This is a genomic window from Geomonas sp. (assembly GCF_056994735.1).
In genome coordinates, this window is record NZ_JBXKJL010000217.1 from 1 (window position 1) to 25112 (window position 25112).

The window sequence follows — 25112 nt, forward strand, 5'->3', positions numbered from 1 at the left end:
CAGCTGATCCTGGCCTTCGACCCGGCGGCGCGGCTGATAGTATCAAGCGGATACTCCAACGACCCGGTGATGGCGAGCTATGCCGATCACGGCTTCTGTGCCGCCATAGTCAAGCCCTACCGCTGCGAAACCCTTCAGCGGACCTTGATCGATATGGCGGGCACCAGGTAGTTCGCTCTGCGCCCCTCGTCGAAGTGTCTCCCCATCCACCACAGGGAGGACGCTCCTGCCGTTACTCCTTTCCCCAAAGCTCCTTCAACCTGGCGTCACGGCCGCAACCGTCACGGTACTGCTGGTAGCGCTGCGGGTTCTTCTTGTAGTACTGCTGGTGATACTCTTCGGCGGGATAAAACTCGGTGGCGGGCAGGATTTCGGTGGCGATCTTACGATCGAAGGGTCTCGCGGCTTCCAGCTCGCGTATGGACTCCTCCGCGACCCTTTGCTGTTCGTGGTCGAGATAGAAGACGGCACTTCGATACTGGCTCCCGAAGTCGCAGAACTGCCGGTTTCTGGTGGTGGGATCTATGTTTCGCCAGAAGAGCTTTAACAGCTCTCGATAGCTGACCCTGGACGGGTCGAAGTGGATGCGGACCGCCTCGACGTGGCCGGTCTCCCCGGTGCAGACCTCCTGGTAGCTGGGGTTGGGGACGGTCCCGCCGGTGTAGCCGGGGGTGACCGAGAGGACTCCTGGTATCCTGTCGAAGACGGGCTCCATGCACCAGAAGCAGCCGCCGGCGAAGATGGCAGTCTCAACGCGTTCCGCAGCGGTCGGTTCCATACCAGCCTCCTCTGAACCTTCTACCTCCAAGCCGACCTGTCACGTGACGGCGACAACCTCCTCGTAGGTCGTGATACCTTCCAGCATCTTCCTTACCGCCTGCTCCCTCAACGGCACCATGCCGTCCCGGTGCGCCGCCTCCTGCAGGGCTGCAAGCTCCACCCGTTCGGCGATGGAGGCCTTGATGGTTTCGTTGACGTCCAGCACCTCGAAGATCCCGGTCCTTCCCTTGTACCCGGTTCCGCGGCACTCCGGGCAGCCCTTGCCGTACCATACCTGTCCAGCCGTCTTGAGCCTCAGGTATTCCAGCTCGTCTTCGGTGAGGCTGCGCTCCCGCTTGCAGGCCGGGCAGATCTTGCGCAACAGCCTCTGGGCGATGATGCCGATGACGGTCGAGGAGATCAGGAAGGAGGGGATGCCGAGGTCCAGCAGCCTGGTGATGGAGGAGGGTGCGTCGTTGGTGTGCAGGGTGGAGAGCACCAGGTGGCCGGTCAGCGCCGCCTGCACCGCGTTCTCGGCGGTCTCGTGGTCGCGGATCTCGCCGATCATGATGATGTCCGGGTCCTGGCGCAGGATGTTCCTCAGCACCTTGTCGAAGGTCACCCCGATGGCGGTCTGCACCCCAACCTGGTTGAACTCCTCCATGACCATCTCGATCGGGTCTTCCACCGTCACAATGTTGATCTCCGGCGAGGAGAGGGTCCGCAGCGACGAGTACAGGGTGGTGGTCTTGCCGCTGCCGGTGGGGCCGGTGACCAGGATGATGCCGTTGGGGCGGCGGATGAAGGAGTTGTAGAGCTGGTACTCGCGCGGATAGAAGCCGATCTGGTCAAGCTCCTGCATCAGCACGTCGGGGTCGAAGATCCTGATCACCACCTTCTCCCCGAAGGCCACCGGCAGGGTGGAGACGCGCAGCTCGATCTCCTTGTCCTGGTGGGAGGTCTTGATCCTGCCGTCCTGCGGGCGCCTCTTCTCGGCCAGGTCCATGCGGGAGAGCATCTTGATGCGGGAGACAATGGGGGGGTGCAGCTGCTTCGGCACCGCGTGCACGTTGTGGAGCACGCCGTCCACCCGCAGGCGGACCAGCGATTTCTCCCTCTTCGGCTCGATGTGGATGTCACTGGCCCTCTGGTCGAAGGCGTACTGCAGGAGAAACTCGACCGCCGAGATGATGTTGCGGTCCGTCCCCTCGATCTCGTGCCCCATCTTCAGGCGGACGAACTGCTCCAAGTTGCCAAGGTCGACCCCGGCCCCGACCTCGGATTCGGCCGCCTTGACCGAGGCGCGGAAGCCGAAGAACTCCCTCAGGATCTTGAGGATGTCGTTGCGGGAGGCAAGGACCCTGCGGAACTCCATCCGGGTCAGATCCCGCAACTCCGAGATGACCTCGTCGTTGAAGGGGTCGGCCACCGCGATGGTGAGGACGCCGGCGGCGAAGCCGACCGGGACGATCAGGTGCTTCAGCGCGAAGGGCCGGGAAATATGGGCGGTGACCAGTTCCAGGTCTAGCTTCAGCGGGTTGATCTTCATGTACGGCATCCCGACCGCCGCCGCGAGCACTTCGGTGATGGCGTCTTCGGTCAGGAGCTTGCCGTGCCCCCCGGGAATCTCGAGGTTGAAGGAAGCCACCACCTCGGCAGGGGAAGGCTTCTCCGGGGTGTGCTGCAGCCGCCGCGAATAGCCGCTCTGCTGTCCTCCCGCCAGGCGCTGGGACTGGGTTTCGCCCCTGGCCAGGAGGTCCGCGAACTGCTCCTCGTCTATCAGCCGACGCTGCAGAAGTATCTGCGCCACGTTCTTGATAGTGATGGTCTTCTTATTATCCATAACCTTACCCGTTTCGCTGGTCGCCATCAAGGCAGTATCGGCCAGAACCCGAGTAAAGTCAAGGAGGTCCGGCGTTGACTTTGCCCGGGCCGCCGATATCATTAGCAGGGGGCATCCCCCCCTTCAGGCTCGCTCATGAGCCCGCCAAAGGAGGCACACCATGTTCGAACTTTTGGAGAAGGCAGCCCTTACCGCCCTGGGAGCCGCGGCGCTGACCCAGAAGAAGGGTGAGGAACTGGTCAAGGAGATGAAATCCCGCTACAAGATGAGCGAGGAGGAGGGACGGGCCTTCCTGGACCGGATCCAGGAGATCGCCCGGGTCGGGCGGGAGCGGACCACCGAGATGGCCGAGGTCGAGGTCAAACGGGCCATGGATCGGATGGGAGTGGTCTCGCGCGAGGACTTCGACCGGCTCGAGCGGCGGGTCCGGGCGCTGGAGGCCCTGCAGTCGCTGGACGAGGAGCCGGGGACCGAATGCTGAGACTGATTCAGCTAAACCGCAACGTGAGGAGCATCAGGCGTTACCGGCAGATCATCACGGTCTTCGCCGGCTACGGCCTGGGGCACCTCCTCGAGTACATGAACCTCGCCCACGTGGTGGCGGCGTCGCGTCGCGTGCTGCGCCGCTCGGAATCGAAGGGCGCCAATCTCACCCCCCCGCAGCGGCTAAGACTGGCCCTGGAGGAACTCGGCCCGACCTTCATCAAGCTGGGTCAGCTCCTCTCCACCCGCGCCGACATCATCCCCCCCTCCTTCGTCCAGGAGTTCGCGCACCTGCAGGACAACGTCCCCTCCATTCCCTTCAGCGACATCTGCACCCAGATGGAACGGGAACTGGAAGGTCCTCTCTCCAGGAAGTTCGCCCGAGTCGATCCCGAGCCGATAGCCGCCGCCTCCATCGCCCAAGTCCACCGGGCCCGCCTCCTCTCGGGGGAGGACGTGGTGGTCAAGGTGCGGCGCCCGGGGGTCGCGGAGATGGTCGAGACCGACATCGACATCCTCATGGGGGTGGCGCTACTTCTGGAGCGGCACATGGCCAGAAGCGACATCTACGACCCCGTCGGGGTGGTGCGCGAGTTCGCCTACACCATCAGGCGGGAGATGGACCTCTCCCGCGAAGGACACGCCATCGAGAGGATCCGGGACAACTTCCGCGGCGACCCGACCATGTATTTTCCCACGGTGTACTGGGAGGCCACGGCCAAGGGGGTGCTGACCATCGAGTACGTGAGCGGGATCAAGGTCAGCGACCATGCCGCCATCGAGGCCATCGGTCTCAACCGGCGGGAGATCGCCAGCCGCGGGGCCCAGGCCTTCCTCAAGATGGTGCTGGAGCACGGATTCTTCCACGGAGACCCCCACCCGGGCAACGTCATGATCCTGAACGGGAACGTGATCTGCCTCCTCGACTACGGGATGGTGGGAAGGCTCGAGCCGGGGACCAAGCGCTACCTCACCGACGTCCTGGCCGCCGTGATCAGGAGGGACGTGGACGAACTGGTGGAGACCATCACCGACACCGTGGAGGTGAGCGAAAACCTGGACGTGACCGCGCTGAAGAAGGGGCTGGCCGAGTTCATCGACGGGTACCTCGAGATCCCGCTCAAGGAGATCGAGGTCGGCCGCATGCTCCTCGAGTTCATCGACCTGGTCTCGACCCACCGCATCAAGATCCCGCCGGACCTGACCATGCTGGTCAAGGTGCTGGTGGTGGTGGAGGGGATGGGGAGGGAGCTCGACCCGCAGTTCGACATGGTCGGCCACCTGCGCCCCTTCCTGGAGCGGGCCTTCAAGGAGCAGCATTCGCCGACCCGGCTGCTACACGAGATGGAGAGGGGTTTCCAGTCCTACCTCACCCTGGCGCGGAACCTCCCGCGCGAGGTCAAGGAGGTCCTGAAGAAGATCAACCGCAACAAGTTCCGCATCGACCTCGAACACCGGGGCCTCGACCGCTTCAGCAGGGAACTCGACCGCTCGGCCAACCGGGTCTGCCTGAGTCTCATCATAGCCGCGCTGCTCGTAGGCTCGTCGATTGCCATGACCACCAACCGCGGCCCCCTCCTCCTAGGGCTCCCCGCCTTCGCCTTCTTCGGATACGCCTGCGCCGGCGTGGTCGGCTTATGGTGGATGATCGCCATCCTGCGCTCGGGCCGCCTGTAACTGTTGCACAAACGCAACACCCCGCGTTGCTTTTACACCACAGGACACACTTTCGCCACACCCAGGCATCCCCGCCGCACGACCTGGTCCAACCCCAGCAGCCCGATATCATTGCCTTTTGTCGAGACAAGACACCATCTCCCCGCTTGGCCCGCTCCTTGCTATATAGTCCGCATACTGATTACTTATCAGCCGGGAGCACGCAATGACTTACCAGTACACCTTGGGGAACAAAGCAACCTTCAGCGGCATCGGCCTGCACACGGGAAAGACCATCACCTTGACCCTGCGTCCGGCGGAGGCCGGCACCGGGATCGTCTTCCACCGGGTTGACCTTTCCCCCCCGGTCTCCATAGAGGCACGCGCAGCCAACGTGGTCTCGACCCGCCTCTCCACCACCATCGGCCGCGGAGAGGCCAGCGTCTCGACCATCGAACACCTGATGGCCGCCCTCTACGGCTGCGGCATCGACAACGCCCACGTCGACATCAACGGCCCCGAAGTCCCGATCATGGACGGCAGCGCCGCCCCCTTCGTGGAAGCCATCGCAAAGGCCGGCACCAAGGGATGCGGCAAGGCCCGCAAGTTCCTGGTAGTGAAGAAGCCGGTCAGCGTGGTCGAGGGGGACAAGAAGATCTCCATCATCCCCTCACGCCACTACAAGATCTCTTTCGACATGGAATTCTCCCACCGCGCGGTCAGGAGCCAGTTCCGCTCCATGCTCTTCAGCCAGGAATCCTTCTCCGACGAGTACGCCAAGGCCCGCACCTTCGGCTTCCTGGCCGAGGTGGAGATGCTGAAGGCGCACGGCCTGGCCCTGGGCGGTTCCCTGGACAACGCGGTGGTCATCGGCGACGACGGCGTCATCAACGAGGAGGGCCTGAGGTTCTCCGACGAGTTCGTGCGCCACAAGATCCTGGACTCGGTCGGCGACCTGGCGCTCAGCGGCTACCGTCTGCTCGGGCACGTGAAGGCCACCAAGTCCGGCCACGACCTCAACCACAAGCTGGTCACCGAGCTCCTCAAGCGCCCCGACTGCTTCACCGTCATGGAATTCACCCCGCAGGCCCTCAACGCCCCGTTCCAGCTCCCGATTCCCGAGCTGGTCTATACCGCGGCCTAAGAGGCAGGCCGGGAACAGGATCGAGATCGAGAGATGTATTTCATATGGCAGCCCTCCCCGGGGCTGCTTTTTTTTGGCGCGCGCCCGTAGGAGCGCCCTTCCGGGCGCGAACCGCCCGCCAACGTTCGCGCCCGGGAGGGCGCTCCTACCGAGACGATGGCCCGGATTTTTGTAAGAATGCCGACAGCCCTTGAAATCATACGCCCATTTCGTATAGAGTGACCTGATGCCGAATTCCTCCCCCGATAGCGCTGCGCCCCAGCACGACACCGCACCCGGCCTCCCTCCCGCTGAACTGAGGAAGAGGAAACGGGAAGCAGTCTTCGTCTGCCTGTCGCTGCTCAGCATCCTGGTGCTGACCTCGATCGAGATCCACCTGTCGCGCCTCTCCTCCGAGGTGCCGATGGGGAGCAACATCGTCATCTTCGGCATCATCAACGTCATCATCCTGCTCATCATCCTCCTGGTCTACCTGGTCGTCAGGAACATCGCCAAGCTCCTCCTGGAACGGCGCAACAATACGCCGGGGGCGCACCTGCGAACCAAGCTGGTGCTGGCCTTCGTGACCCTGTCGCTGGTCCCCACCATGCTCCTCTTCTTCGTCTGCGCCGGCTTCATCAGCAACACCATCCAGAACTGGTTCAACAAGCAGGTGGAGAACTCGCTCAACGAGTCGATGGAGGTGGCCCAGACCTACTACAAGAGCTCCGCCGCCAACGCGCTCTACTACGGCGAGCAGATCAGCGAGATCATCAAGCACAAAAAGCTCCTCAACGAGGAGAACCTCCCGCAGCTCAAGGCCCTGGTGCGCCAGAAGCAGCAGGAGTACAACCTGGGGGTGGTCGAGGTTTTCTCCTCCCAGCGCGAGGAGCTGATCCGCGCCGGCAACCCGAAGCTCCCCCTGGGGGACTTCACCAACCCCTCCTCCGAGGACATCAACGTGGGGCTGGCCGGGGAGAAGCTGACCAGGGTCAATCCGACCGGGAAGGCAGACCTCATCAGGGGGATCGTTCCGATCCGCTCCAACTGGAACGGCAAGGACGTGGTCGGCGTCATCGTGGTCAACTACTACGTCCCCTACTCCCTCGTCGCCAAGATGAGGGAGATCTCGGCCTCCTATCATGAATTCAAGCAGCTGAAGATCATGAAAAACCCGATCGCCACCGGGTACATCCTGACCCTCTTCCTGATCACCATGGTCATCGTCTTCCTGGCGGTCTGGTTCGGGGTCTACCTGGCCAAGAGCCTCACCACCCCGATAAAGGAGCTGGCCGAGGCTACCCGGCAGGTGGCGGAGGGGAACCTGGACGTGCACCTCGGGGAGACGGGGCACGACGAGATCGGCATGCTGATCACCTCCTTCAACCGGATGACCCAGGACCTCCGGGAGAACCAGCTCGCCCTGCAGCACACCAACGAGGAGCTGAAGAAGAGCAACCTGGAGCTGGAGCAGCGCCGCCGCTACATGGAAACGGTCCTGGCCAACGTCACCGCCGGGATCATCTCGGTGGACAAGGACGGCCTGCTGACCACGGTCAACAAGTCGGCGGAGAAGCTCCTGCTGATCAACATGGACAGGGTCACGGGGAAGAACTTCCGCGAGGTCCTCTGCCCGGAACACCTGGACATCGTCAAGGGCCTCCTGCGCGACATGGTCCTTTCCAAGCAGGATTCGATCACCAAGCAGCTGACCATCCCGATGCGGGACGCCGAGCTGACCCTGCTCACCAACCTCACGGTATTAAAGGACGAAAACGGGGTTTTCATGGGGATGGTGGTGGTGCTGGACAACCTCACCACCCTGATCAAGGCCCAGCGCATGGCGGCCTGGCGCGAGGTGGCCAGAAGGATCGCCCACGAGATCAAGAACCCGCTGACCCCGATCCAGCTCTCGGCCCAGCGTCTGCGCAAGCGCTACCTCTCCAGGTTCGAGGGGGAGGAGAAGGTCTTCGACGAGTGCACCGCCATGATCATCAAATCGGTGGATGAGCTGAAGGGGCTGGTGGACGAATTCTCCAACTTCGCCCGCATGCCCGCCGCCGTCCTCTCGGCCAGCGATCTGAACGCGCTGCTGCGCGAGGCGCTGACCCTCTACGTCGAGGCCCACCGGCACATCAGCTTCCAGCTGAACGCCGACGAGGGAATGCCGGCCATCATGCTGGACCGGGACCAGATCAAGCGGGTGCTGATCAACCTCCTGGACAATGCGGTAGCCGCCATCGAGGGGGAGGGCGAGATCGAACTCTCCAGTTCCTACGACAGGGAGCTCAAGATGGCCACCTTCACCGTCTCCGACACCGGCCACGGCATCGCCTTGGAGGACCGCCCGCGGCTCTTCGAGCCTTACTTCTCCAGGAAGAAGAGCGGCACGGGGCTGGGCCTCGCCATCGTCAACACCATCATCAGCGACCACCACGGCTTCATCAGGGCCAAGGAAAACTTCCCCAAGGGGAGCAGGTTCGTAATCGAACTCCCCGCCGACGCCGCCTGAAGGCCTTTACCACCCGGACATAGATCATATGCGGCTTAACTCGAAAAGATCATGGCTACTGCCTCTCCTCGCCGCCATCGTCTCGATTGCGGTGGTGGCGGGAAGCCTCTCGCTGCGACTCCTGGACCTCGACACGTACAAGGGCCAGATAATCGCCCAGGTGCGCAGCGCCCTCAAGCGCGACCTTCGGTACAGCTCCGGCGACTTCTCCTTCCGCTACGGACCGTCCTTCACCTTCACCGACGTCACCATCAAGGAAAAGGACGGCGTGGGGGACTTCATCAAGGCCGACAGCCTGACCATCAGGATCGCCCTGATCCCGCTCTTGCGAAAGGAACTGGTGCTCTCCCGCATGCAGCTCGAGCGCCCGACGTTGCAGCTCTCCCGCGACCGCCAGGGGGTCTTCAACCTGAGCGACCTCTTCTCCCAGCCCTCCGGCACCTCCACGAAGATCGGCGGCATCCAGCTGAAGAACGCCCATCTCCGCTTCACCGACCTGGCGGTTTCCGAGGCTCCGGTGGTTACCGAACTTTCCGACACCGACCTCTATCTGAGCCGCCTTACCCGCGGCAAGAGCTGCGATTTCAAGCTCTCCGGTTCGCTCACTTCGGGCACCCGCAAGGTCCCCGTCTTACTGGCCGGGGCGGTGAAGCTCCCGGAAGAGGGAAAAGCCTGGACCAGCTGCGAAGTCACCGGCAGGGTCCGCACCGGTCCGCTCGACTCCTCGCATTTCTGGCCCTACTACCGCACGTTTGTTCCCTTCAAGACCCTCGCGGGAGAGTTCGGAGTGGAAGCGACACTCAGGGGGCGCCTCGACGCCTTCAAGAGCAAGGTGGAACTCACCATCGGCAGGCTCGATCTCGATTACCCGCAGGTCTTCCACGCAAGGCTCACCCCGAAGTCGGTCAAGGCCTCCTGCGAGATCGAGCGGAAGGGGGAGAACCTCCACCTCACCGGCATCAAGGCCAACGTCGACGGCCTGGTGGTCAACGGCAGCTGCCTCCTTTCCGGGATCTACTCCAGGGACATGCGCATCACCGCCAAGGCCTCCACCACCCGCTTCAACCTGCGCGAATTCCGGCAGTTCATCCCCTACGGCATCATCGTCAAGGACACCGCCGACTTCATCGAGCGGAAGGTCATGGGGGGTCTCTACCGGCTGGAGGAGGGGCGCCTCGACGGCACGGTCAGCCAGATCCTCCATATGGAGCGGGGGACGAACTACAACATCCTGTGGGTCAAGGCGCACGTCGAGGATGGGGTCGTGGCCTACGGCGGCACCTTCCCGGTGGTGAGCGCCATCAAGGGGGAGCTGAGGCTGGAGGGGAAGGACTTCATCCTCAAGGGGATGACCGGCAACTTCGGCACCTCCCCGATGGCCCTCGAGGGGAGGATCACCGACTACCCGACCGACGCACCCTGCCGCTACCTCTTCTCGGCCAACGTCCGCGCCAGGCAGCCCGAGGCCGCCTGGGCGGTCGGTGGCGCCAAGATAAGCCTCACCGACGGCTCCACCGCCAAGGTCACCGGTGAAGGGACCACCTCGCTCTACAACATCTCCGGAAGCTGGGACCTCGGCCCCGTAGCCTACACCGCACCGGAAATCGTTTCCAAGCCGAAGGGGCGACCCAACACCATGGCCTTCCGCCTGGCTTTCGGGAAGGAAGATTATCGCATCACCGCTCTCAACTACCAGCTGGGCTCCCTTTCCCTCGCCGCCACCGCCGTCAGCCGCTACAACGGCCCCATCAGCTTCGAATTCAGGACCAACCAGTTCCAGGCTGCCGACGTCGGGCCGCTGATGCCTACCTACGCCCCCTACCGCCCGGCGGGGAAGGTGCAGGCGCAGCTGCACGCCACGGGGCCGGGGATGGACCGGCTGACCTGGGGCGGGACGGTGGCCCTTTCCGGCGTTTCGCTGAAGGCGGGGGAAAAGATGAAGCCGGTCACCGGGGTCAACGGCAGCCTCCAGATCAACGGAGAAACCGTGGAAAGCTCGCAGCTCTCGGCGAGAGTGGGGAACTCGGCGTTCAGCGGACATGGCACCGTCACCGGATTCAAGAAGCCTAGCGTCACCTGCTCCTTCTACTCCCCCGGGATCGATTTCACCGACCTCGGTTTCGGGCAGGGAAAGGTCCCGCTGAGGACACAGAAAGTGGAAGGGACCCTCTCCTACAACAGGGAGAAGGATTACCTGCAGATCACCTCGCTATCGGCGACGCTGGGGCGGAGCCAGGTGCAGGTCAAGGGGGTGGTCCAGGACCTGCAGCACCCGAAGATGGATCTCGCTGTCACCTCGCCACACCTGGAGCTTCCGGACATCACCCCCCTTTTCGGGCTGTCAACGGGAGGGAGCGGGAACAGGGTGAGCATGAAGGTCCACCTCTTCGCCAGCGAGGGGAAGGCGTTGGACGTCCCCTTTCAGCGGCTAAGGACGGTGGCCATGCTGGAGGACAACATCCTCTATCTTCAGCCCCTGGAAGTCAGCTGCATGGACGGGGAGATAACCGGCAGGATGCGTATCGACTTCGGCTCCGGCGCACCCCGTTACCAGGTCAACTGCACAGTCCAGCGGGTCTCGGCCGAAAAGATGGCGCGGTTCCTGGGCGCGAAGAAGCAGGAGCTCACCGGGAGCATGTCGATGCAGGGAGAAGTGACGGCCAAGGGAGAGACCTCCCCCGAGCTCCGCAGAACGGCGCTGGGCGCGGTGAAGCTTAAGATCGAAGACGGCAGTGTCAGGAAATTCTCGACCCTGTCGAAGATCTTCTCCATCCTGAACGTCTCGCAGCTCTTCAAGGGCCAGCTCCCGGACATGGTCTCGGGGGGGATGCCGTACAACAAGATAACCGGGGACTTCGCCATACGTGACGGCGTCGCCACCACCAGCAACCTCTTCATGGACAGTAACGCCATGAACCTCTCCGCCGTCGGAAAACTGGACCTGGCCCGAGAGGAGCTGGACATGTCGATCGGGGTGCAGCCTTTGCAGACGGTGGACAAGGTGGTAAGCCGGATCCCCATCGTGGGCTGGATCCTCACCGGCAAGGATCACTCGCTGATCACCACCTACTTCGAAGCAAAGGGGAGGATCGATGACCCGCAGGTGAAGGCGGTCCCGGTGAAATCCCTGGGCAAGGGCGTGCTGAACATCTTCAAAAGGGTCTTCGAGCTCCCCGCGCGACTGATTACCGACACCGGAGAGGTCCTGCTGGGAAACTGACCCCGGGCCGGTCCCATACCCGAAGTCGCACCCGTTGTCAATGAGTTGGCGTAATTTTTCTGTTGTAATGAGGTTTAAACGGTGGTATTTTGAGCGACGATTAACGCTTAAATCAATTCACCACGGAGGAAACTGTGAAGAAGACTTTGGTAGTCATGTTGGCAATTGTTGCCGTAGCAGCTGCCGGCTGCAAGAAGAAGGAAGAAGCTCCGAAGGCAACGGCTCCCGAGGCAGCACCCGCAGGACAGATGCCGGCTGCCGCTCCCGGCGAAAACCCGCACGCAGGGCTGAAGCCGCAGGAAGTCAAACCGGGCACCGGCCACAAGGGCAAGGTCCTCGAGACCATGGACTCCGGCGGGTACACCTACGTGCTGGTTGACGAGAACGGCCAGAAGATCTGGGTTGCCGCTATGCAGACCCCTGTGAAAGTCGGCGACACCGTCGAGTTCCCGGACTCCCCGCCGATGGTGAACTTCCAGAGCAAGACCCTGAAGCGTACCTTCGACAAGATCATTTTCGCTCCGGGCCTCGCAGTCAACAAGTAAGCCTCGGCAGCAAAGGCAGATACAAAGAAAGGGGTGCGACCTTACGGTCGCGACCCCTTTTTTTGCGTCTGCGGAACTAGCCCTTACCTCGGGGATGACACCACCTTTCCCCCTCCCTAGCCCTCCCCCTCCGGGCTGGGACCAAGGGGGGTTGAGTACCCCTCCCCCTCCGGGGGAGGGCAGGGTGAGGGCGTTGCCCCGGGCACCCTGGTGCAGCATCAATGACGACCCCAGCCCGAAGGGAGAGGGGTCGTTGAGGAGGGTGGGCGTTACTTGGTGGCGGCCAATCCTTCCAGGGCTGCCGCGTTTTCCGGATCGAGCTTCAGCGCCTCCTGGAAGTGCCGCTTGGCAGAAGCCACATCGCCTGTCTCAAGGGCAATCTCGCCCAGAGCAAGGTAAGCCGGCAGGTGCCGGGGGACGAGCTTCAATACCTTGAGATACGAGGCACGGGCAGCTGGGAACTGCTCCATTCTGGCCTGAAGCCCTGCGTAAAGGAGATGCCCCCACGGGTTGTCAGGCTCCTTCCGGGCCATCTCACGATACACCACCAGCGCTCCGTCCCAGTCCCCACCCTGCTCCAGCGCCTCCCCAAAGAGCATTTCAGTGACGAACGAGTACCCGACCAGTGTGCGCTGCCCCTTGAAATCCTCCCGGGTGAAGAGAGCCTTCCTTCCAGCACGCGCCAAGGCTTTCAGCATCGAAACCCTGCTTCTTTCCACAAAGGCATCGGTGCGGACCGGGAAACCCTCTCCTTGCGGCTCTTCGAAGATATCCGCCGGCACCCCCTGCCCCCGCACCGCTTCGTCGAACAACCTCGTCCCGGGATAGTAAACCAGCGGCGAGACCTGACCGTCCTGCGGCCTGACCTTCTCGATCAGCCGCACGGTCTGCCGCAGATCGGCCTCCCCCTCTCCGGGTATCCCGGTGATCAGGTAGACCGAAAGGTTGATGCCCACACGGCGCACCATCGCCGCGGCCCGCTCCACATCGGCCGGGAGGATCCTCTTCCCCAGCACCTTCAGCATCTGCGGAGAGCCGGACTCCACCCCGAACTGGATGCACTCGCACCCGGCCTTCTTCATGGCGACCAGCATCTCCTCGTCCACCGCATTGACTCGCGACTGGCAGTTCCAGAGGATGTGCAGGTCCTGCTCCTGCAGGAGCCGGCAGATCTCCAGCACCCTTTTGCGGTCGGCCGTGAAGGTATCATCCCGGAAGGAGAAGTAGATCAGGCCGTAGCGGTCCTTCAGCATGCGGATCTCGGCAACGACCGAAGCGGGAGAGCGGAAGCGGACGCCCCTGCCCCAGAAGAGGGGAGAGGAGCAGAAAAGGCAGCTCGCGGGGCAGCCGCGGGAGGTGATTACGAACTCGAGCTGGCGCCGGTAGTCGACCCCCACGCTCTCACCGGTGCGCCCCCCGGGGAGCGGGAGGGCGTCCAGCTCACTGATCGGGGAACGGGGAGCGCTGGCTACGACCTGATCATCCTTGCGGTAGGCAAGTCCGGCAACCTCTGACAGCCCCCGGCACGCCTGGATCGCCTCGAGAAGTTCGACCAGGGTGGCCTCCCCTTCCCCCAGAACCACCGCGTCGACTTCGCGGTGACGGGCAAGGACTTCCCGCCACGAGTGGGTGGCGTGCGGACCGCCGAGAACCACGAAGCATCCGGGGTTCAACTCCTTGGCGAGCCTGGCGAGGGCCAGGGACTCCTCCCTGTTGTGGGTGAACTGGGAAATCCCCACCAGCTCCGGACGGAGATTCTTGAGGAGTTGGCGCACCTTCGGCCAGGTAAACCCGGAAAGGTTGGCCAGCGTGACCTGGTGTCCCGCCTCCCGCGCCACAGCGTCGAGGGTAAGGAGTCCTGCGGGCAGCAGGGAGGTGAAGGGATCCTCGGCCCCAGCGGGATGTGCCTTGTAAGTCAGAAGTATCTTCATCGTCTCTTTTGTACCACAACTCGGCTCTTCGGGTATGGAGTCGTTTGGCAGGAGCCGGAGCTTCCGCCTCGCACCGGGTCAAACCAAGGCCACGGGCTCATCGTACCCCCTCACTGAACCGGATGCCGGACGGGGGGCGGGTCGGACAGAGCCATAAAAAAATCCGGCCCACAGGGGGCCGGATTCGGAAGTCACGTCACTTGGACCTGGCGTTAGTTGCTGCTCAGGCCAAGCGCGTCGTTTTGCTGGATCTCGTCAGGCTTCTCCTCCTCGACACCGAGAATCAGGTCGTCGAGCTTGAAGACATCCGGGTTGACCTTGGTGATCCTCTTGGCCCCCAGGAAACGGGAACGGTAGTAGGCGGTGTTCATCGGCGAGATCACTACTCGGCGGTCACGCGAGGAAGCGTGGATCATCTTGTTGTCGCCGAGGTAGATGCCTACGTGGGAGGCATAGGAGGCATAGGTGCTGAAGAAGATCAGGTCTCCCCTCTGCAGGTCGCCGGGGGCAACCGCACTGCCGACTTCGAACTGCTCACGTGCGGTACGGGGAAGCGAGACCTCGAGCTCACGGAAGACCTTCTGCACGAAGCTGGAGCAGTCGATGCCGCTGGCCCGCGAGTTCCCGCCGAAACGGTAACGGGTGCCGAGGAAGCCGTAGGCCGATTTCTTCAGCTCGCTGATTCCATCCACCTTCAGCTCGGTGCTCTTCCTCAGGTCGACCTGGTGCTCGGGCTCCAGCTCGGCCAGTTCCTGCAGGCTCTGCTCATAATCCTTGTCGCTGAAGAGGTCGCCGTGCCGCAGCTGCAGCCTCTTGACCATCTTCGGCCGCGGCTCCTCCACCGGTGCGCTTTCCTTCAACACCAGCACCTTCCCGGGCTTGACCCGCTGTTTGCCGCCGATACCGTTAAGCCTCTTCAGTTCCGCCACCGAGACCCCTGTTTTCTTCGCGATCCGGGCCAGGGAGTCCCCCTTCTTCACCTTGTAGACCGAGGCGCCGGAGGAAACCGGTGCAGCCGCGGCAACAGTGCGGGGAGGGATGACCAGGACGGAGCGGGGCTTGAGCTTGTTGCCAACCAGGTTGTTGGCGGACTTCAATTCTGCAACGGTGACGTGGTATTTCTTGGCGAGGGTGTAAACGGTTTCGTTCTTTTTTACACGATGGGTTTTTGCGGCAAGGGCGAGGGAAGGGAAGGACAGGATGAAAAGGCATAAGGCTATCAGTTTCAGTCTATATGTCATGAATCCTCCTTCATCGTTTTACAAACAAACAAAAGTGCCTCAATTTGTATAACAATTGCGCAGCATTGTCAAGTTTAATGATGATGAAGCACCTCCTCGCTCAGTTATACCTATTTAAATAACAGCAACTTGCAGAAATCAACGAGGCCGCAATCCGTCCTTCATTGTTTTACGTACGGTAACCACCCTGACAGTCGGACGGGCGAGGTTGGCGACGGCTACCCCCGGAGGAAGCTTGATGTCTTCCTTCCTGATCTGGACGCTGTTGGCCCCCTCCCTGACCTTGGAGAGGTCGAGATCGACCACCACGTTCAGGTCCTTGGGTGACGAGATCAGGTTGGAGTAGGCCCTGAGTTGCAGCTCGATCTCGTCGGGATAGGTGCGGGACAGGGTCAGGCTTTCGGGGACGTTGCGGTATTTAATGGGAGCGGAAACGGTAAGAATCTCCCCCTGCCGGAAGGTGATCAGGAGCCAGCTGACGACAACCAGGGCGAAGACCGCCAGTTTGGGCCAGAAATTGGAGAAAAGCCTGGTGATCCACCCTACCCTCTGCGCCTCGGTGGAGAGCGGCAGCAGCAGGGAATTGAGCCTCTCATGAAGCTCAGACTGCGACTTGATCCACTCCAACTGCCCCGCCACCGAAAGCGAAACCTCGCCCCGTTCCTCGGAGACGATGACGATGGCGGCGTCGGAGCGCTCGGAGAGGCCGAGGCCGGCCCTGTGGCGGGTCCCGAAATGCTGCGGGACCTCAGAGCTCACCGACAGCGGCAGGTGGCAGGAGGCCAGGGCGACCCTGCCGTCCTTGATCAGGACCGCGCCGTCGTGGAGGGGGGAGCTGGGGTTGAAGATGCTGGTCAGGAGTTCCTTGGTCACCAGGGAGTCGAGGGGCACGCCATGAAGGATCAGGTCGTCCAGAAGCTCTTCACGCTGGAAGACGGCAAGGGCGCCGATGCGCTGTTCGGCAAGGGCGAAAACGGTTGCGGAAAATTCGAGGAGATCGACCCGCACCGGGGTCTCCTGCCGGTCGAAGAGCTTCCGGAGCAGGCTGAGCCGGTAAAGGGCCTGCCTGATCTCGCTCTGGAAAACCACGATGAGCAGGACCAGCAAGACCGTCCCGAGCTCCTGCAGTATCCAGCTGGTCATGAAGAGGCCGAGATTCTTGGTAATAACGTAGATGACGCCGAGAAAGAGCAGCCCAAGCACGACCTGGAGGGCCTTGGTGTTCTTGAACCAGCTGTAGAGCTGGTAAACCAGGAAGGTCATGATCAGGATATCGGCGATATCCTGGGGCCGGAAATACGGGAACAAGCTACTTTCTCCTCTCTGGGACAGACGGCGATTTCACCCTTTTTACTGGCAAGCCGGGCCACTTTGTGCTAATAAACAGACTTTAAATCGCAGAGCCGCTGGCAAAGGGCTTAAAATTTATAGCATTTTAAAGATTAAAAAGGTAGGAAAATATGTACGCACTGTCGGAAAAGGGTGAACGTATACGCGCCATGTTCGGGACCATCGCTCCGCGTTACGACTTTCTGAACCGCCTCCTCTCGCTGGGGATTGACCGCCGCTGGCGCCGCTTCGCAGTCAAGAAGATCGGCGTTTCCGGCGCGGGGAAGGTGCTCGACGTGGCGACCGGGACAGGTGACGTCGCGATCGAGATCGCCTCTCAGACCCCCGCTTCCGTCAGCATCGTCGGCATAGATTTCTGCAAGGAGATGGTCGACCTGGGGCGGGTCAAGGTTGAGGAATCCCGCCATGCCGGACGCATCTCATTCCAGGTGGCTCCCTGCGAGGAGATTCCCTTCGAAGACAGGACGTTCGACGCCGCCACCATCTCGTTCGGGATCAGGAACGTGGTCGACCGCACCAAGGGTCTGTCCGAGATGCACCGGGTGCTGAGGGACGGCGGACGGATCGTGATCCTGGAGTTTTCCACTCCGACCTTGCCTGTCTTCAGGTCGCTCTACCACTTCTACTTCCTGAAGGTGCTCCCCAAGGTCGGAGGACTCTTCTCCAGGATGAGCGCCTACCAGTACCTTCCCGACTCCGTGCTGGAGTTCCCTTCCCGGCAGGATTTCAAGGCCATCATGTCCAAGGTAGGATTCAAGGAGGTCAGGCACTACGACCTCACCGGAGGCATCGCCACCGTCTACGTCGGCACCAGGTAAACCTTGAAAACGTTTCTCGCGGATCAACTCCGATAACTTCTGATCAAAATCCGATTAAGCTCTTTTTGAAAATCAGAAGTCGGATCAGATGTTATCCGATTCTATCCGCGAGAAACGCTTTTCTGATACATCACCCTCGCCAGCGGTGTCTCCTGCAAGGGATCCTCTTCAAGCCTCAGTATCCTTCCTTCAAAGCCTGAAAACAGCAGCTCCAGTTCCCCCGGTTGCAGCAAAAAATCCGCGTTGTGCTCCCCCTGCAGGTGCGGGGCGCTCAGAATCGTCTCCATGACGATGACCCCGCCCGGCGCGAGGGCTTCGACCATGGATGGAAGGAGCGGCCTCAGCAGGAAGTTGAAGTCGACTATCAGGTCGTAGACCTTTTCCAGCCGGTATTGCTCCAGATCAGCCTGCACGAAGTTGATGGCGAGCCCCAGCTCCGTTGCCCGGCCCCGCGCCCTCGCGAGTCCCCGCTCCGAAATATCGACCGCATCGACCTCGAACCCGTTCCTGGCCAGGAAGATGGCATTTCTCCCCTCACCGCAGGCCAAGTCCAGCGCCCGCCGCCCCGGGACCAGCATCTTCACCAGGTCCAGGCTCTGCGCCAGGAAACGGCACGGGGTGAGAGAGAAGAGGTACTCGCCCCCCGAGTAACGTTGATTCCATTTGGTTCGATCCGACTCCATCCAGCCCTCCGTGCCTACTCATCCTGCCTCATTATCCGAGCCGCTGAACATTGTCAAGCTCCGCGTTGATCCGGAGTACACCCCCGCGGGCGGGAGGGGAGAGGCTTGCGCGCCGCGGGGCGCTTCCCCCCGCAGACACAGGGTGGGTAAGGTGACACGATGGCGACAATGCCGAAACCATGCCGCCTCGGGCGGTAACGACTTATTCTGTCTCACCGGTGCGGTTCAATGTAGGAAAACAAGGAGGTGCACCATGATCTACCTTACCAACGACGCATTGGACCAGGCTGTTTATTTCGAACTTCGCGGCAGGGAACCCCATCGCATAGGAAATATCGTCGAGCAGGTTTATTCGGGCCTGCTCGGGAACGGGGTACACGAAGTCTCCGTAACGCTCAAGAAAAGCCGCGGCACGGTGGAGGTGGCGTTCGGCAAGAGCGAGCTCTTCCAGTTCGTGGAGGAGGACACGCTGCGCCAGATGCTCGGAGAGGTAATGAAAGGAAGGACCCTGCACTGACGCAGGCGGTGGCTTCTGCAGTTACGAGATCTTTTCTGGCAGCAGCTGGTGATTGTTGATATAACTACTTCATATCACGCCGCCAGGAGCAGATCCGTGCAGACCATCGACTCCTTTCTGAAAACCCGCTGTGAAGCCTTTGCTGACAGAACGGCACTCCGACAGAAGGTCACCGGTGTCTGGCGGGAAGCGACCTACCGGGAACTATGGGAAAACTCCGGGAGGATCGCTTCCGGCCTCGTCAAGTTGGGACTTAGGCCCGGCGAACACGTGGCGATCCTTGCCCCCTCCTCCATGCGCTGGGTTGAGACCTACCTCGGCATCCTGAGGGCCGGGGGCGTCGTCGTTCCTGTCGACAAAGACCTCAAGAGCGCCGAACTCCGTCACATCATTGCCGACTCCGAGGCCCGCCTCATCTTCACGGACGAAGCCTGCCTCGATACCCTGATGCAGTGCATCCCGGCCCTCCCGGGGCTGGAAACCGTCATCATCCTGCACCCTTCGAAGCCTCACGTCCACGACGTGAGGATGGCGAAGGCGCTGGAAGAACTTTTGGCGGAGTGGCGGGAGTTGGTCAAGAACCACGAGATTCCGCAGGAATCGGTGTCGAGGATGGAAATCCTGGCAGGCCAGGTCCACCGCCTGCTGGTCTCCGCCCCTGCCAAGGGGAAGGATCGGGAGCCGCATCTGCTGGACCCTATCCTTTCCGTGCCGATGCCGGTCCTCCCGGACGGAAAGATGATCCCACTGGACGCGATGCTGCAGGACACGCCCCCTCCACCGTCACAGCGAAAAAGCAGCGACACCGCCGTCATTCTCTACACCTCCGGAACGACCGGCCGCTCGAAGGGGGCCATGCTTTCCCACGCCAATATCATCTCCAACATCCAGGGCGCCGCCTCGCACTTCAGCCTCGACGACACCATGCACACACTCTCCTTTCTCCCCATCAATCACGTCTTCGAACAGGTGGCCGGCGTGCTGCTCCCGCTCTCCGTCGGCGGTAAGGTCTCCTTCGCGGAGTCGCTGAAAAAACTGGGGGAAAACCTGGGGGAGGTGAAGCCGACCTTCCTGCTGGGGGTCCCGGCTGTCTACAAGATGATACTGGACCGGATCAGGAAAAATGTCGATGTCCACAGGCTCTCCAAGGTCCTATTCTCCATGCCCATCACGCGCCAGCTGGTGAGCTCCAAGGTCAAGAAGGCCTTCGGGGCAGGTACCATCTTCATCAGCGGGGGAGCCGCCCTCGACCCCGCCATCGCCAAAGGCCTCCTCTCCTTCGGCATCCCCGTCTACCAGGGCTACGGCATCACCGAAACATCGCCGGTCATCTCGGCGGAGAACCCGGGAGGAACGAGGCTCGGGACGGTGGGCCGCCTGTTCCCGTACGTCCAGGTCCGCATCGACAACCCCAACGAGGAAGGGATCGGCGAGATCGTGGTCAAAGGGCCCAACGTGATGCAGGGGTATTACAAGAACCCCGAGGCGACGGCAGAGGTGCTCCGGGACGGCTGGTACCGCACCGGCGACCTGGGCCGCCTCGACCCCGACGGCTACCTCTCGATCTGCGGCAGGGTCAAGAACCTGATCGTCACACCCAACGGCAAGAACGTCTATCCGGAAGAGGTCGAGAACGAACTGCTGAAGAGCAGGTTCATAGCCGAGGTCATGGTTTACGGACACAAGGTCGGCCCGGCAGCGGAGGAAGTCCACGCCATCATCTATCCCAACCAGGAGGAGCTCGACAACTACGCCCTCGACCACGGGCTCGGCCGGATGACCGTGGCTCATGTGGAAAAGCTGGTCAGGGAAGAGGTCCTCGCTGCCGGCAATAGCCTTGCCGACTACAAGCGCGTGAAGCGCTTCACGCTGCGCGAGGACGAGTTCCCCAAAACCACCACCAGGAAGATCAAGCGCTTCGCCGTCGAGGCCAGCGTATCCACCCGCGACTGACCCACAGGCAGGAAAAGCCCGTTCCCGCGGATAACTTCTGATCAAATCGGATCGACATCTGATACCGAAACGGAATTGCCCCCCCCAATTTATGTCATTCCCGCGAATGCGGGAATCCAGATCCGACAAAACAGGATACCCGCCTGCGCGGGTATGACGACCTTCCTTCGACTCAATCTGGTTTTAATCCGACCTTATCAGATGTGATCCGCGTGCACCTATTTTCTGGATCGCATCTCACCTTTCCGGCTGTGAATTCATAATGATAGCGCCTTGACTTCGCCGTTAACGGCTGTAGCATGAGCAGATATTCATCTTTATTCTGCAGCGCTCTGCCTGCGGTTGGTTGAGAGGCCGCGGGTTCAGGCTATGCGGAGCCTCCTTTCCACAATTCGAAGCATGTCAGGCAAAACTCGGTCATCCTCATGATTTCTCTAAAGGAGAACCCAATGAGAAAGGCATCGCTTTGTGCCGCCATCTTCAGCTTCGTCTGGGGGATGAGCGGCACATGTTATGCGGCGGGATTCAAAATAAGCGAACAGGGCGCCAAGGCCATGTCCATGGCGAATGCCTTCTCGGCACAGGCGGATGATCCCTCAGCGCTCTATTTCAACCCTGCCGGCATCGCCTTCCTCCGGGGAGCCCAGTTCAGCGTGGGGATGACCGGGATAACGGAGCCGCAGACCGAGTTCACCGGGACCACTCCCCTGAGCGGCAATCCCCCTCTCGATACCGGCAACTCGGTGGTTAAGGAAAGGTCGAAGCGGGATCTGGTCGTCTCGCCTACCTTCTACGCCACCTACAGCTTCCACAAGGCTCCCCTCTCGGTCGGGCTGGGGATAAACGCGATCTACCCCCTGTCCAAGAGCTGGGATGACAGCAGCGTCTTCCGCAACCAAGTCCAGAACGTCTCCATCAAGCCGGTCAATTTCCAGCCAACCGTGGCCTACCGTTTCGACGACCTCAAGCTTGCAGTCGCAGCCGGACTCGACGTGACCTACGCCATCGTCTCGCTGCAGAGGTCGGCCTACAGTCCCTTCATTGACCCGTCCAACCCTTCCCCCCCCTCCGGAGCCTTCGAGCTGGGGTCACTGGGCCTGGACGGGACGGCCACAGGCTTCGGCTATAACTTCGGAATCATGTGGAAGCCCCGCCGGGACCTGTCATTTGGCCTCGCCTACCGCAGTGAAGTAAACCTCGACATACGGGGTGATGCCAATTTCCTGGCCACAACACCGACAGGCTTGGGGGCCATCGGGCTCTCAAGCACAGCACTTTTCCCTTTCACGCGCGCACGGGCAACGACTGCGGCCTCGACCACCGTGACCCTACCCGATTCGCTGGACCTTGCCGTCGCCTGGCGCCCCACCGACAAACTGACGCTCGAATTCGACGCCACCAGGACCGGATGGAGCTCTTTCAAGAAGTTTGAAATCGAATTCGACAGCCCGCAATTCGCCGCTTTCAACAATCAGCCTGAGCCCCGAAACTGGGAGGACGTCTGGAGCTACAAGTTCGGTGCCCAGTACGCGCTGACCCCACGGGTGGACCTCAGGGCCGGCTACTCCTATGACATCTCTCCCGTTCCGGATGCCACCATCGACCCGCTGCTGCCCGACTCCGACCGTCACAGCTTTGCCATAGGGACGGGAATTCACAACGACTATGCCGCATTCGATCTCGCCTACATGTGGGTCCATTTCCTGGACCGCAAGGTAAACAACCAGGACATGTCCACCTTGCGCGGCGCTGACGGCACGTTCAAGAGCGACGCCTACCTCCTGGCCGCCAATATCACGGTCAAGTTTTAGAGGCGTGAAAGGTGAAAGGTGAAAGGTGAAAGGTGAAAGGTGAAAGGTGAAAGGTGAAAGGTGAAAGGTGAAAGGTGAAAGGTGAAAGGTGAAGGGTGAAGGGTGAAGGGTGAAGGGTGAAGGGTGAAGGAAACGGGGAAAGCGACTGCCGTCCGACGAGGTGGATTATGAAAGGTTTCTTGCAACGCTTCGTGCTGTATCTTTTGATCCTGCTCCCGCTGGGCGGCTGCGGGGAACACTCCGGCGGGACCGAAAGCACGAGCTCGAACACTGCCCTCTTCGACCCCACGACCGGGACTATCCCGCTTCCCAACGTCCTGGCCACGGCGACGGCGAAGGATCCCCTTACCCAGTTCACCGACCCGGCGACCGGCGACGTCATCAGCCGTCCGGCTACAGCAGCCATGAACCCGCTGGAGGCTCTGGCCTACGTCAACCGCTACGAGGTAGGCAACACCAACGCCGTCTCCGGATTAAACGCGCCGATCTACATCCGCTTTGCCGCTCCGCTGGTTGCCTCGACCGTTACGCCCGAAAACATCAAGGTCTTCCAGATCACCCCCGACAGTGCCAGCCCGACCGCCACTGAGAACAACGCGCTGCGCTTCACCGAGGTCACCGGACTCTTTACCTTCAAGTACACAGCGGGGAGAAGCGACGTTTCATTGTTTCCCAACTTCCCGCTGCTGCCCGGGACACGCTACCTCTACCTGGTGACCAACCGGGTAAAAGACGCCGCTACCGGCGCGTCCGTCACCGGTTCGGTATATTTCCAGGCACTGAAGTCGACGGTTCCGCTGGGGGGGGCCTTCGCCGGGCTCGAGGCCATCCGCGCCAATACCGTTGATTCGGGCGGGAACATCTTATTTTCCGGCTACGCCAAGGTCATGAACGACATGACAGCCTCCTCGTCAATCACCACGGTATCGAGCAGGACGCAGATCGCCCTCCTGGGGCGGTTCATCACCACCACGGCAGGCTTTGTCTCCACCGCCCCGGGGAATCCTGCCGGAAGCTTCGTGCCTGTGGAAAGCGCGTTGCGGGCATTCGCCGCCGGCAGTGACCTCCCCGGCGGACTCCCCGGGAAGAGCTGGATCGGAGCCGGCCTGAACAGCGTCACCGTTACCACCCCTTCGGGCCTGACCCCGGCAAGTTACTGGGCCAGCGTGACAGGCGGAACGGTCAGCGCTCCTGCCAGCGTCGGGGCGGTGGCGACCGGGACCTTCACCAGTGCCGACATATCGGTAAATCCCGTCGTGGCGCGGTCGAGCAGGTCGATAAACCTCAACGTCCCGTTCGGCACCTACAGCGCGGCAACTTCCGTGGTACAGCCTTTCCGCAACTTCACCACCGGCAGGCTCACCGGCTACAGGTACAACTCCGAGCGACAGATTCCGTTCGTCTACCTCTCTCCGGCAGGTACGCCTCCGACGGGTGGTTGGCCGCTGGTCATCTTCCAGCACGGCATCAACCGCCAGAAGGAAGATGTGCTCGGGGTCGCCGGTTCCCTGACCGCGGCGGGCTTCGCAGTGGTGGCCATCGACCTCCCGCTGCACGGCCAACTGGCGATGCCGGGGCACACCGTGCGGGAGCAGTGGACCCAGGACTTCATGGCCTTGGGAGCTCCGCTGGCCACCCGCTCCAACATCCAGCAGGCGGCTTTCAACCTGGACCGGCTCGAGTTGGTAATTGCCACCCCCAGTTTTAATCCGGCCTTCGCCGCGATGGGATTCGCGGCCTTGGGGGCCAACGCGCCTAATCCAGCCATCAAGCCGAGATACGTCGCTCTGAGCCTCGGCGCCATCGTCGGCGCCTATTACCTGGCCGGCAATACGACGCTTAATCCGGCCACGGGACAGCCACCCTACACCCAGGCTTCGCTCGATAGGGACATGAAGGGGCTGCTGAACTCCCCCGGGGGCCGCGTCGCCTATCTGATCCGGGAAAGCCCCGATTTCGGACCGGGCATAAACGCGGGACTTGCCGCCAAGGGTATCGCGACAGGAACACCAAGCTACGAGCAGTTCTTCCTCCTCACCCAGACGGTGCTCGACCCGGTCGATCCTGCCACCATGACCACACCGCTGCCGAACTTCCAGTCGGCCGACCAGTTGCCATCGCGGCTCTCCGGACGCATCTCGATTCAGGAGGGGACCAGCACGACGTTCAGCGCCACGGGGACGCCATTGAACGGAGACCTGGTGGTTCCCAACTCCAGCACCCGCTATTTCGGCAACGCCCTCGGCGGACGCGGGGCACTGGGAACGGACATCGCCCCCGGTTTCAAGGAGCTGGCATATGCCTCCGGCAGGATCCCGTCGCTCTTCATGTTCACCCTTTCCGGAGGCACGCTGGCGCCGAAGGCGACCCTGGCCGCCATAGACGCCACGGCAACCGCGCCGCGGGAGGGTTATTTCCAATTCGACCAGGCGGACGTCACCCATAATTTCCTCATCGATGCGGTCAACTCCCCGATATCGTTGCAGCTAGCCCAGCGGCAGATGGTGTACTTCCTGACGAGGGACCTGGTGGTGGATCCAACCGTGACGTCATCGGCGCTGCCGAGGTTGGCGGTCGGTGGTGGCACCGGGATGGAATACAAGGTGGTCCCGCCGCCGGTGATGAAGGTCTTCGGGCGTCAGAAGTGAGCTGTGGATATGCGGTCTC

Annotated in this window: 17 protein-coding genes; 11 read left to right on the plus strand and 6 right to left on the minus strand. The window is 61.8% G+C overall.

Annotated elements, in window-relative coordinates:
- Positions 1–232: 232 nt before the first annotated feature.
- Both msrA and AC11W3_RS09180 read right to left on the minus strand, forming a co-directional pair.
- Positions 233–778, minus strand: coding sequence for a peptide-methionine (S)-S-oxide reductase MsrA (gene msrA, locus AC11W3_RS09175; RefSeq protein WP_484091071.1), 546 nt, complete (start codon positions 776–778; stop codon positions 233–235).
- 39 nt (positions 779–817) lie between these two features.
- Entirely contained in the window at positions 818–2602 is a 1785-nt protein-coding gene (locus AC11W3_RS09180) for a GspE/PulE family protein (protein ID WP_484091070.1), read from the minus strand.
- 160 nt (positions 2603–2762) lie between these two features.
- Between AC11W3_RS09180 and AC11W3_RS09185 the strand changes: the two genes are divergently transcribed.
- From AC11W3_RS09185 to AC11W3_RS09210, 6 genes are all read left to right on the plus strand, one after another.
- On the plus strand, positions 2763–3083 hold the full coding sequence (locus AC11W3_RS09185; protein ID WP_484091069.1) for a phasin family protein: 321 nt from the start codon (positions 2763–2765) through the stop codon (positions 3081–3083).
- Entirely contained in the window at positions 3077–4762 is a 1686-nt protein-coding gene (locus AC11W3_RS09190; RefSeq protein WP_484092900.1) for an ABC1 kinase family protein, read from the plus strand. The genes AC11W3_RS09185 and AC11W3_RS09190 overlap by 7 nt, the downstream gene beginning before the upstream one ends.
- A gap of 205 nt (positions 4763–4967) precedes the next feature.
- Positions 4968–5885 carry a UDP-3-O-acyl-N-acetylglucosamine deacetylase gene (gene lpxC, locus AC11W3_RS09195; protein ID WP_484091067.1) on the plus strand — a complete coding sequence of 306 codons (918 nt, stop codon included), beginning with the start codon at positions 4968–4970 and terminating at the stop codon, positions 5883–5885.
- 226 nt (positions 5886–6111) lie between these two features.
- Complete coding sequence (locus tag AC11W3_RS09200; RefSeq protein WP_484091066.1) at positions 6112–8376, plus strand: sensor histidine kinase; 2265 nt, start codon at positions 6112–6114, stop codon at positions 8374–8376.
- Positions 8377–8404: 28 nt separating this feature from the next.
- Positions 8405–11596 carry a YhdP family protein gene (locus AC11W3_RS09205; RefSeq protein WP_484092901.1) on the plus strand — a complete coding sequence of 1064 codons (3192 nt, stop codon included), beginning with the start codon at positions 8405–8407 and terminating at the stop codon, positions 11594–11596.
- Positions 11597–11730: 134 nt separating this feature from the next.
- Positions 11731–12141 carry a hypothetical protein gene (locus AC11W3_RS09210; RefSeq protein WP_484091064.1) on the plus strand — a complete coding sequence of 137 codons (411 nt, stop codon included), beginning with the start codon at positions 11731–11733 and terminating at the stop codon, positions 12139–12141.
- A gap of 269 nt (positions 12142–12410) precedes the next feature.
- Here AC11W3_RS09210 and AC11W3_RS09215 read toward each other — a convergent pair whose 3' ends face one another.
- The 3 genes from AC11W3_RS09215 to cdaA all read right to left on the minus strand — a co-directional run bounded on the left by AC11W3_RS09215 (position 12411) and on the right by cdaA (position 16621).
- Entirely contained in the window at positions 12411–14072 is a 1662-nt protein-coding gene (locus AC11W3_RS09215) for a radical SAM protein (protein ID WP_484091063.1), read from the minus strand.
- A 212-nt stretch (positions 14073–14284) separates the two neighbouring features.
- Positions 14285–15313, minus strand: a complete 1029-nt coding sequence (locus AC11W3_RS09220) for a C40 family peptidase (RefSeq protein ID WP_484091062.1) — start codon at positions 15311–15313, stop codon at positions 14285–14287.
- Between the two features lie 138 nt (positions 15314–15451).
- Positions 15452–16621: a diadenylate cyclase CdaA gene (gene cdaA, locus AC11W3_RS09225; RefSeq protein ID WP_484091061.1), complete on the minus strand. Its 1170-nt coding sequence runs from the start codon at positions 16619–16621 to the stop codon at positions 15452–15454.
- Between the two features lie 152 nt (positions 16622–16773).
- Between cdaA and ubiE the strand changes: the two genes are divergently transcribed.
- The gene (gene ubiE / locus AC11W3_RS09230) at positions 16774–17481 is read left to right on the plus strand and encodes a bifunctional demethylmenaquinone methyltransferase/2-methoxy-6-polyprenyl-1,4-benzoquinol methylase UbiE (protein ID WP_484091060.1); all 708 of its coding nucleotides are present in this window, start codon (positions 16774–16776) and stop codon (positions 17479–17481) included.
- Between the two features lie 101 nt (positions 17482–17582).
- On the opposite strand, the gene AC11W3_RS09235 is transcribed toward ubiE, so the two are convergent.
- On the minus strand, positions 17583–18164 hold the full coding sequence (locus tag AC11W3_RS09235; RefSeq protein ID WP_484091059.1) for a class I SAM-dependent methyltransferase: 582 nt from the start codon (positions 18162–18164) through the stop codon (positions 17583–17585).
- A gap of 253 nt (positions 18165–18417) precedes the next feature.
- Between AC11W3_RS09235 and AC11W3_RS09240 the strand changes: the two genes are divergently transcribed.
- From AC11W3_RS09240 to AC11W3_RS09255, 4 genes are all read left to right on the plus strand, one after another.
- The gene (locus tag AC11W3_RS09240; protein WP_484091058.1) at positions 18418–18681 is read left to right on the plus strand and encodes a hypothetical protein; all 264 of its coding nucleotides are present in this window, start codon (positions 18418–18420) and stop codon (positions 18679–18681) included.
- A 96-nt stretch (positions 18682–18777) separates the two neighbouring features.
- On the plus strand, positions 18778–20634 hold the full coding sequence (locus tag AC11W3_RS09245) for an AMP-dependent synthetase/ligase (protein ID WP_484091057.1): 1857 nt from the start codon (positions 18778–18780) through the stop codon (positions 20632–20634).
- Between the two features lie 449 nt (positions 20635–21083).
- A complete protein-coding gene (locus AC11W3_RS09250; protein WP_484092902.1) occupies positions 21084–22445 on the plus strand; it encodes an OmpP1/FadL family transporter in 1362 nt (453 codons plus the stop codon).
- A 167-nt stretch (positions 22446–22612) separates the two neighbouring features.
- Entirely contained in the window at positions 22613–25093 is a 2481-nt protein-coding gene (locus AC11W3_RS09255) for a hypothetical protein (RefSeq protein ID WP_484092903.1), read from the plus strand.
- Positions 25094–25112: the final 19 nt, after the last annotated feature.

Excerpts from the sequence above, each read along its gene's own strand:
- AC11W3_RS09235 (WP_484091059.1), bottom strand. The coding sequence starts at position 18,164 with ATGGAGTCGGATCGAACCAAATGGAATCAACGTTACTCGGGGGGCGAG.
- AC11W3_RS09190 (WP_484092900.1), top strand. The coding sequence starts at position 3,077 with ATGCTGAGACTGATTCAGCTAAACCGCAACGTGAGGAGCATCAGGCGT.
- AC11W3_RS09240 (WP_484091058.1), top strand. The coding sequence starts at position 18,418 with ATGATCTACCTTACCAACGACGCATTGGACCAGGCTGTTTATTTCGAA.
- AC11W3_RS09215 (WP_484091063.1), bottom strand. The coding sequence starts at position 14,072 with ATGAAGATACTTCTGACTTACAAGGCACATCCCGCTGGGGCCGAGGAT.
- AC11W3_RS09205 (WP_484092901.1), top strand. The coding sequence starts at position 8,405 with ATGCGGCTTAACTCGAAAAGATCATGGCTACTGCCTCTCCTCGCCGCC.
- AC11W3_RS09250 (WP_484092902.1), top strand. The coding sequence starts at position 21,084 with ATGAGAAAGGCATCGCTTTGTGCCGCCATCTTCAGCTTCGTCTGGGGG.
- AC11W3_RS09200 (WP_484091066.1), top strand. The coding sequence starts at position 6,112 with ATGCCGAATTCCTCCCCCGATAGCGCTGCGCCCCAGCACGACACCGCA.
- msrA (WP_484091071.1), bottom strand. The coding sequence starts at position 778 with ATGGAACCGACCGCTGCGGAACGCGTTGAGACTGCCATCTTCGCCGGC.
- lpxC (WP_484091067.1), top strand. The coding sequence starts at position 4,968 with ATGACTTACCAGTACACCTTGGGGAACAAAGCAACCTTCAGCGGCATC.
- AC11W3_RS09220 (WP_484091062.1), bottom strand. The coding sequence starts at position 15,313 with ATGACATATAGACTGAAACTGATAGCCTTATGCCTTTTCATCCTGTCC.
- AC11W3_RS09255 (WP_484092903.1), top strand. The coding sequence starts at position 22,613 with ATGAAAGGTTTCTTGCAACGCTTCGTGCTGTATCTTTTGATCCTGCTC.
- AC11W3_RS09180 (WP_484091070.1), bottom strand. The coding sequence starts at position 2,602 with ATGGATAATAAGAAGACCATCACTATCAAGAACGTGGCGCAGATACTT.
- AC11W3_RS09185 (WP_484091069.1), top strand. The coding sequence starts at position 2,763 with ATGTTCGAACTTTTGGAGAAGGCAGCCCTTACCGCCCTGGGAGCCGCG.
- ubiE (WP_484091060.1), top strand. The coding sequence starts at position 16,774 with ATGTACGCACTGTCGGAAAAGGGTGAACGTATACGCGCCATGTTCGGG.